Below are 7816 nucleotides of genomic sequence, written 5' to 3' on the forward strand. Positions count from 1 at the left end.
GGCGGGTCTGCTGCCCAAGCCGATCCGGCAGCTGTCGGAAGTCAGTTCGACCATTCAGAAAGGTGTCGCCGGTGCCGAAAGCATTTTCGAGCAACTGGACGTCGAGCCGGAAGTCGACCGCGGTACCGTTGAGCGTGATCGCGTCAATGGCTACCTTGAGGTGCGCAACCTGAGCTTTACCTATCCCGGGACAGAGCGTGAGGTGCTGAAGAACATCAGCTTCACCGCAGCGCCGGGGCAGATGATCGCACTGGTGGGTCGCTCTGGTAGCGGCAAATCGACACTCGCCAGCCTGATACCGCGCTTCTACCATCATGAAGTCGGTGAGATTCTGCTCGACGATGTCGAAATCGAAGACTATCGCTTGCGCAATCTGCGTCGGCACGTCGCGCAAGTCACGCAACATGTGACCCTGTTCAACGATACCATCGCCAACAATATCGCCTATGGTGATCTGGCTGGCGCACCTCGCGCCGACATTGAAAAGGCTGCAGCGGACGCCTATGCAATGGACTTCATCGCGCAGATGCCGCAAGGCCTGGATACTCAGGTCGGGGAAAACGGCGTACTGCTGTCCGGTGGTCAGCGCCAGCGCCTGGCGATTGCCCGGGCCTTGTTGAAAAATGCTCCGTTGCTGATTCTCGACGAAGCAACCTCGGCACTCGATACCGAGTCCGAGCGCCATATCCAGGCTGCGCTTGATCAAGTCATGAAGGGGCGTACCACGCTGGTCATCGCCCACCGGTTGTCGACGATCGAAAAGGCCGACCTGATTCTGGTGATGGACCACGGCGAAATCGTCGAGCGTGGCACCCACACTCAATTGCTGGCGCAGAATGGCTACTATTCGCGCCTGCATGCGATGGGGCTCGATACGCCGGCCGAAGATATCGCCTGACTCCGACATCAGGGTGAGCCTGGCTCACCCTGATGCTCTGCCGGCGTGCAATGCGCCCAACGAGTGAGTCCATGCTCCGATTTGCTCAATAAATGATCAAAAAGCCTTGTCGCAAGATCCCGTTGCAGCCGTCACACAAGCCGGTGCCCACCCTGTGTTAATATCGCGCCCCTGTTCATTTTGTATGTGGGTTGCTCCATGAAGTTGTCCATGCCGCGATTCGATCAAGCCCCTGTCTTGGTGGTCGGCGATGTCATGCTCGACCGTTACTGGCATGGTGGTACCTCACGGATTTCCCCTGAGGCGCCAGTACCTGTAGTCAAGGTCGATCACATCGAGGACCGCCCGGGCGGTGCCGCCAACGTTGCGTTGAACATTGCCGCCCTCGGCGCGCCGGCCTCGCTGGTCGGCGTGACCGGCGACGATGAAGCCGCCGACAGCCTGGTCAATAGCCTCAAGGGTGCCGGTGTGCGTGCATTGTTCCAGCGCATTGCCCACCAGCCGACCATCGTCAAGCTGCGGGTCATGAGCCGTCACCAGCAACTGTTGCGCATCGACTTCGAAGAACCGTTCGCCACCGACGCCCTGGCGTTGTCCGTGCAAGTCGACGAATTGCTCGAAGGCATCAAGGTGCTGGTGCTGTCCGACTACGGCAAAGGCGCGCTGAAAAACCATCAAGTGCTGATCCAGGCCGCCCGTGCCCGTGGAATTCCGGTGCTGGCCGATCCCAAGGGCAAGGATTTTTCGATCTACCGTGGCGCGAGCCTGATCACGCCGAACCTTAGCGAATTCGAAACCATCGTCGGTGGTTGCGCCGATGAGCATGATTTGGTGAACAAGGGCGCGCAGCTGATGCGCGACCTGGACCTCGGCGCCTTGTTGGTAACCCGTGGTGAACACGGCATGACCTTGCTGCGTCCGGATCATCCGGCATTGCACCTGCCGGCACGCGCCCGTGAAGTGTTCGACGTGACCGGTGCCGGGGACACGGTAATTTCTACCCTGGCCGCGGCGATTGCCGCCGGTGAAGAACTGCCGCATGCGGTGGGCCTGGCCAATTTGGCGGCAGGCATCGTGGTCGGCAAGCTCGGTACGGCGGCCATCAGCGCGCCGGAGTTGCGTCGTGCCATCCAGCGCGATCAGGGTTCAGAACGCGGCGTGCTGGGCCTTGAACAGTTGCTGCTGGCAGTCGACGACGCCCGTGCGCATAACGAGAAAATCGTTTTCACCAACGGCTGCTTTGACATCCTGCATGCCGGGCACGTGACGTACCTGGAGCAGGCGCGGGCGCAAGGCGATCGCCTGATCGTTGCGGTCAACGACGATGCGTCGGTCAGCCGCCTGAAAGGGCCTGGTCGTCCAATCAACAGTGTCGACCGGCGCATGGCGGTGCTGGCAGGTCTGGGCGCCGTCGATTGGGTGATCAGCTTCGCTGAGGGCACACCGGAGAACCTGCTGCGCGAGGTCAAGCCGGACGTGTTGGTCAAAGGTGGGGACTACGGGATTGACCAGGTGGTCGGCGCGGACATCGTGACCGCGTACGGCGGGACCGTAAAAGTGCTGGGGCTGGTGGAAAACAGCTCCACGACTGCCATTGTCGAGAAGATCCGCAAGTCCGAATGACGCCTAAAAAGATCGCAGCCATCGGCACATAATCCTGTAGGAGCTGCCGCAGGCTGCGATCTTTTGCTTTCAGGAGCTGACTTTTTTACGCGGCACAATCTTCTTCAGCAGCTGCTTTGCCTTCCCGCGTAACAGGGCCAATCCCGAATCCTTCCCCGGCGGCGTCAAACCCTGCTGCCGCACCCAGTCCTTCCAGCGAATTCGCTCATCCTTCACCAGCCAGCCTTCCTGCCGGGCAAAACTTTCGGCCAGGTACAGGCCACGGGTGCTCGCCGGGTGCAATTGATCCTTCTTCAAGGTGTAGAGCTCGGCCGTGGGGTGGCCGTCCCGCAAAGGCATCAGGTACAGGTCGGGTCGCTTGCGATCCAGGCGGGCTACCAGTTGATCGCCTTCCAGTCGTTCGTCGACGTGAAACAGGCTCAGGGACTTGGCTTCCTTGGGGACCTCCAGGCGCAAGTCGTAGATCAATTGCAGCGATGCGGTCGGCAAGTGCACGTAGGCCCGTGGCCGTTCGATCAGTGGCAGGTTGGCGCAGCGCACCGGCCGCGCCGAGCCGGACAGCGGCGAAAGGCGAAACGGCAGGGCTTCGCGGTAATGCAGTGCGCTGGAGTAGGGGGCGGGTAGCCAGGTGTCGTTGAAGCGCCCGCCGAGCCAGCCTTCCGGGGTTTCCAGCAGGCACTCTTCGGCGATTTCCTGGATTGCCGTGTGCAGCGGCAGGTTCAGCTCATGGGCGGGCACGTAGCCGGAAATCAGCTTGAGCACCACGTCGCCGCGATCCTGCCGTCGTTGACGGACCAGCACCCAGTAATCGCGATTCTGCCAATGCAGTGTCAGGCGTACGGAAACCCCGAGGTTGGCTAATTCAAGGGAAAACCTTTCCGTATCAGCGACGGTCACGGGGCGTCGACGTTGCAGGATCTGGGCGAAATTCAACGGCCTCCCGACGCTCTGATAACTCAGGCCTTCGGGAGTCGCTTCGACGAATAACGGCAGGGTCTTGAAGTTGCTCGGATTCTTTCTAATGAGCGTACGCGGCATGTCGGCTCCTGCTTAAGGCCGCGTGGGGCGGCATCAGTTGCTACGTAGGACCTGGGCAACGGTCGCCACGTTATGGGCGAGGTGCAGCGGATTGATCGTTCCGACAATAGCGCTGGCCACACCTGGATGTTCGAACAACAATTGGAAACTGGCGCGCACCGGGTCTACGCCTGGACTCAGGCACACATGACCGCTGGCGAGGGCTTTTTTGACCAGAATGGCTTTGCCATGAGCAGCAGCATAGTCAATGACCGCCTTTTCGCTTTGCTCGTTCAGATTGTAGGTGACCATTGCGCAATCACCTTGCTCCAGCGCTTTCAAGCCGCCTTCGACGGTTTTACCGGAAAAACCGAAGCCACGAATCTTGCCTTCGGCCTTGAGCGCGGCAAGCGTGGCATAGACTTCGCTGTCTTCGAGGATCGTCAGGTCGTTGCCGTCCGAGTGCACCAATACCAGGTCGATGAAGTCGGTCTCGAGGCGTTGCAGGCTGCGCTCTACAGAGAAGCGGGTGTGCGCGGCGCTGAAGTCGTGGCGGGATTGACCGTCGGCAAACTCCTCGCCGACCTTGCTGACGATCACCCAATCCTGACGCTGGCCACGCAGCAGCGGGCCAAGGCGCTCTTCGCTGCGACCATAGGCCGGAGCTGTGTCGATCAGGTTGATACCCAGATCGCGCGTGAGCTTGAGCAACATCCGCGCTTCATTGTCGTCGGGGATCTGGAAACCATTGGGGTATTTCACGCCTTGGTCCCGGCCGAGTTTTACCGTGCCCAGGCCCAGGGGCGACACCAGCAGGCCGGTGCTGCCCAGGGGACGATGCAGGTCGTGCAGAGTCGGTTGGCTCATGGCAGCAGTTGCTCCCAGGCCGGGACGGCCATCGGCGGTTTTGGCAGCGGCGGCAATTCGGTGACCGGACCCGGTTGAATGCCATCGCGGGCAAGGCTGGCGATCACCCGGTCGGCGAAGTCCGGTGCCAGTGCCAGTTTGGTTGGCCAGCCCACCAGCAAGCGACCTTCTTCGGCAACAAAGGCGTTGTCGGGGCGGGTCAGCCCCGATTGCAGCGGCTCCGCGCGGTCCACGCGCAAGGTTGCCCAACGCGCCGTGCTGAGATCGATCCATGGCAGCAACTGGCCAAGTTCTTTCTGTGCGGTGGCGATTTGTTCGGCGGGCTCACGAGTCACGCCTTCGGTTTCAGCGATATCGCCGCCCAGGTACCAGACCCACTGACCATCGGCCGCCGGGTGCGTGGTTACGGTAATGCGTGGTTTGGTTCCACCACCCAGGCAATGGGCGTACAGCGGTTTGAGGCTTGGGCCTTTGGCGATGATCATGTGCAACGGGCGGCGTTGCATGGCGGGCTGGGTCAGCCCCAGCGCTTCAAGCAACGCCGCGGTTCCGCCTCCGGCGCTCAAGACGATGCGCTGGGCGCGGATCTCGCGTTCGTCCACCTTCAGGCCGACCAGCACGCCACCCTCCAGCAGCGGCTCGATCTTCTGGCCAGCAAGCAGGCCGTCGCCCGCGAGGTCAGCCAGGCGCTGGATCAGGCTTGGTACGTCGATCACCAGTTCCGCCAGGCGATAGACCTTGCCCTTGAAGCGTTTGTCTTGCAGGGCCGGTGGCAGTTGGTCGCCCTTGACCTGATCGACGCGACCGCGCACGGCTTTGCTGGCGAAGAAGCTGGTGAGGTTGCCGGCGATCGTGCCCGGGGACCAGAGGTAGTGGGCTTCGGACAGCAGGCGCACGCCCGACAGGTCCAGTTCTCCATCACCGGCCAGGGCTTCACGCCAGCGCCGCGGCATGTCGGCGATGGCTTCCGAGGCGCCGGTCAGGGCGCCGTGCAGTGCGTACTTGGCCCCGCCATGGATGATGCCTTGGGACTTCACGCTTTGTCCGCCGCCGAGGCTGGCGCTTTCCACCAGCACGGTCGAAAAACCCTGGCGTCGCAGGCGCGCATTCAGCCAGAGGCCGGCGACACCAGCGCCGACAATGAGAACGTCGGTGGAAATAACGGATGGCATGCAGCGACCTCAGTGATCAAGACGAGGACGCAGTATACAGAGCTGAGAAGGGAAAAAAGATCGCAGCCTTCGGCAGCTCCTACGGGGGGAAATGCATTCCGATGTAGGAGCTGCCGAAGGCTGCGATCTTTTTCAATGCCCCGCAGTCTTGGAGAAGAGCTGAATGACAACAACCCCCAACACAATCATCGCCATCCCCAGCATCGCTGGCACATCCAGCTTCTGCCCGTAGATGAACAGTGCCGCGACGCTGACCATCACGATGCCCATGCCGGCCCATACCGCGTACGCCACGCCCACCGGCACGCTGCGTACCACCAGGGTCAACATCCAGAAGGCGATGCCGTAGCCGACGATCACCAGCAGCAGCGGCAACGGCGTGCTGAAGCCTTTGACCGCTTTCATCGAAACAGTGGCAATCACTTCGGCGCAGATGGCAATGGCCAGGTAGTAGTAAGCGGTCATGGGTCAATCCTCGTATGAAGTGTTGCTTGCTGAGTTCGGCATTCTAGAGATTCTCCAGATGCGGTAAAGTCATTACCTATCTGTTCTGAAGATGGGTTTGGCCATGCAATGGAATCTTGAACAACTTCGTTTATTCGTTGGTGTGGCGGAGCAACGTTCGTTTTCTGCCGTGGCGCGGGATCAGCGCAAAGCCCAGTCGGCGGTCAGCAGTGCGATTGCGCTGCTGGAGGAAGACCTGGGCGTGAGCCTGTTCGACCGCAGCAGCGGCCGCCAGCCGAAGCTCACCGAGGCCGGCAATGCCTTGCTCGAAGAAGCGCGCGAAGTGCTGCGCCAATGCGAGCGCCTCAATGGCCGGGCGCTGGCGATGATGCGCGGCCAGGAAGCTCGCTTGCGCCTGGCGCAGGACGAGGCCATGCCGTACCAGCCGGTCATCGAAAGCTTTGAAGCGTTGGCGCAAAAGTTTCCCAGCCTTGAAGTGCAACTGACCAGCGCCGCCCAAGGCGATGTGGCGCGCAAACTGGTGGAGCGTCGGGCCGATCTGGGTTTGTTGTTTTATCACGATCAAATTCCTGAAGCCCTTGAGCGCAGGGTACTGGGCAGCGTTGAGATGGTGACCGTGTGTGGCGTCGGGCATCCCTTGGCGGCAAAGGCTGAAGTGAACTACCAGGAACTGGCGCAGCATCGCCAGCTGCTGATGTCCACGCAGTCCAGTATCTACCCCGGCAGCGAACCGGCCAGCCCGCAGGTCTGGCGGGCCGACAGTTTCTACGTGATGGCTGAATGGTTGGTGCGCGGCCTCGGCTGGGCCTGGCTGCCGCGTCACGTGGTGCAGTACTCGGCGTATCAGGGCTTGATGGTCGAATTGGCCAGCGAATGGACCCCGCCGGCCCTGGTGGTTGAGCTGGTGTGGCGCCGCGATGAGCCGCTCGGGCCGGCCGCGCGCTGGTTAGCGGAGCGTTTTGCCGTGCATTTGCAGGCGATCGGTGAAAAAACCGATAAACTCCGCCACCATGAATAGAACTCTCTACACCGCGCTGTTTTACCTGGGGCTGCCATTGGTGGCGATTCGGCTGTGGCTGCGCTCGCGCAAGGCGCCGGCCTATGCCAAGCGCATCGGCGAGCGTTTCTCGTACGGGATGCCGACGATGAAACCCGGTGGTATCTGGGTACACGCGGTGTCTGTGGGCGAAAGCATTGCTGCCGCGCCGATGATTCGAGCCTTGCTGCAACGTTATCCACAGCTGCCGATCACCGTGACCTGCATGACGCCGACCGGCTCGGAGCGCATCCAGGCGTTGTTCGCCAACGAGCCGCGCATCCAGCACTGCTATTTGCCCTACGACTTGCCGTGCGCCGCCAGGCGTTTTCTTGATCGGGTCCAGCCGAAACTGGCGGTGATCATGGAAACCGAACTCTGGCCCAACCATATCCATCAATGCGCCAAGCGCGGGATCCCCGTGGCCCTGGCCAATGCACGACTGTCCGAACGTTCGGCCAGGGGCTATGGCCGCTTCGCCAAGCTGACCGGGCCAATGCTGGCCGAGATGAGTCTGTTCGCGGTGCAGACCGAAGCCGAGGCCCAGCGTTTTCGTGAGTTGGGCGCGCGGGCGCAAACCGTCGAAGTCACCGGCTCGATCAAGTTCGACCTGACCATCGACCCGCAACTGTTGCAGCGAGCCACCGAATTGCGCGGGCAATGGCAGGCACAGGAACGCCCGGTGTGGATCGCCGCCAGTACCCATGATGGCGAAGACGAGGTGGTACTGGCGGCCCA

At 61.6% G+C, this 7816-nt stretch carries 8 protein-coding genes; 4 read left to right on the top strand and 4 right to left on the bottom strand.

All coding sequences use genetic code 11. The features are described from left to right. A partial coding sequence (locus PMI35_RS27280) for an ATP-binding cassette domain-containing protein (protein WP_008055692.1) occupies positions 1 to 898 on the top strand: 898 nt, incomplete at its 5' end. 198 nt (positions 899 to 1096) lie between these two features. Beyond that, entirely contained in the window at positions 1097 to 2521 is a 1425-nt protein-coding gene (gene hldE / locus PMI35_RS27275) for a bifunctional D-glycero-beta-D-manno-heptose-7-phosphate kinase/D-glycero-beta-D-manno-heptose 1-phosphate adenylyltransferase HldE (protein ID WP_008055693.1), read from the top strand. Between the two features lie 69 nt (positions 2522 to 2590). On the opposite strand, the gene PMI35_RS27270 is transcribed toward hldE, so the two are convergent. The 4 genes from PMI35_RS27270 to PMI35_RS27255 all read right to left on the bottom strand — a co-directional run bounded on the left by PMI35_RS27270 (position 2591) and on the right by PMI35_RS27255 (position 6042). After that, positions 2591 to 3559: a hypothetical protein gene (locus tag PMI35_RS27270; protein ID WP_008055694.1), complete on the bottom strand. Its 969-nt coding sequence runs from the start codon at positions 3557 to 3559 to the stop codon at positions 2591 to 2593. 33 nt (positions 3560 to 3592) lie between these two features. Then, positions 3593 to 4405 carry an aldo/keto reductase gene (locus tag PMI35_RS27265; RefSeq protein ID WP_008055695.1) on the bottom strand — a complete coding sequence of 271 codons (813 nt, stop codon included), beginning with the start codon at positions 4403 to 4405 and terminating at the stop codon, positions 3593 to 3595. Beyond that, positions 4402 to 5577: an NAD(P)/FAD-dependent oxidoreductase gene (locus PMI35_RS27260; protein ID WP_008055696.1), complete on the bottom strand. Its 1176-nt coding sequence runs from the start codon at positions 5575 to 5577 to the stop codon at positions 4402 to 4404. The genes PMI35_RS27265 and PMI35_RS27260 overlap by 4 nt, the downstream gene beginning before the upstream one ends. A gap of 132 nt (positions 5578 to 5709) precedes the next feature. After that, positions 5710 to 6042 (bottom strand): DMT family transporter, encoded by a 333-nt coding sequence (locus tag PMI35_RS27255; RefSeq protein WP_008055699.1) that lies wholly within the window; start codon positions 6040 to 6042, stop codon positions 5710 to 5712. 103 nt (positions 6043 to 6145) lie between these two features. Between PMI35_RS27255 and PMI35_RS27250 the strand changes: the two genes are divergently transcribed. After that, positions 6146 to 7060 (top strand): LysR family transcriptional regulator, encoded by a 915-nt coding sequence (locus tag PMI35_RS27250; protein WP_032831363.1) that lies wholly within the window; start codon positions 6146 to 6148, stop codon positions 7058 to 7060. Continuing rightward, positions 7053 to 7816 (top strand): 3-deoxy-D-manno-octulosonic acid transferase (locus PMI35_RS27245; protein WP_008055701.1); only part of this gene is annotated, 764 nt, incomplete at its 3' end. The genes PMI35_RS27250 and PMI35_RS27245, both read left to right, overlap by 8 nt.

It is taken from the genome of Pseudomonas sp. GM78, from assembly GCF_000282475.1.
Lineage (GTDB): Bacteria > Pseudomonadota > Gammaproteobacteria > Pseudomonadales > Pseudomonadaceae > Aquipseudomonas.

Excerpts from the sequence above, each read along its gene's own strand:
- PMI35_RS27250 (WP_032831363.1), top strand. The coding sequence starts at position 6,146 with ATGCAATGGAATCTTGAACAACTTCGTTTATTCGTTGGTGTGGCGGAG.
- PMI35_RS27260 (WP_008055696.1), bottom strand. The coding sequence starts at position 5,577 with ATGCCATCCGTTATTTCCACCGACGTTCTCATTGTCGGCGCTGGTGTC.
- PMI35_RS27255 (WP_008055699.1), bottom strand. The coding sequence starts at position 6,042 with ATGACCGCTTACTACTACCTGGCCATTGCCATCTGCGCCGAAGTGATT.
- hldE (WP_008055693.1), top strand. The coding sequence starts at position 1,097 with ATGAAGTTGTCCATGCCGCGATTCGATCAAGCCCCTGTCTTGGTGGTC.
- PMI35_RS27270 (WP_008055694.1), bottom strand. The coding sequence starts at position 3,559 with ATGCCGCGTACGCTCATTAGAAAGAATCCGAGCAACTTCAAGACCCTG.
- PMI35_RS27265 (WP_008055695.1), bottom strand. The coding sequence starts at position 4,405 with ATGAGCCAACCGACTCTGCACGACCTGCATCGTCCCCTGGGCAGCACC.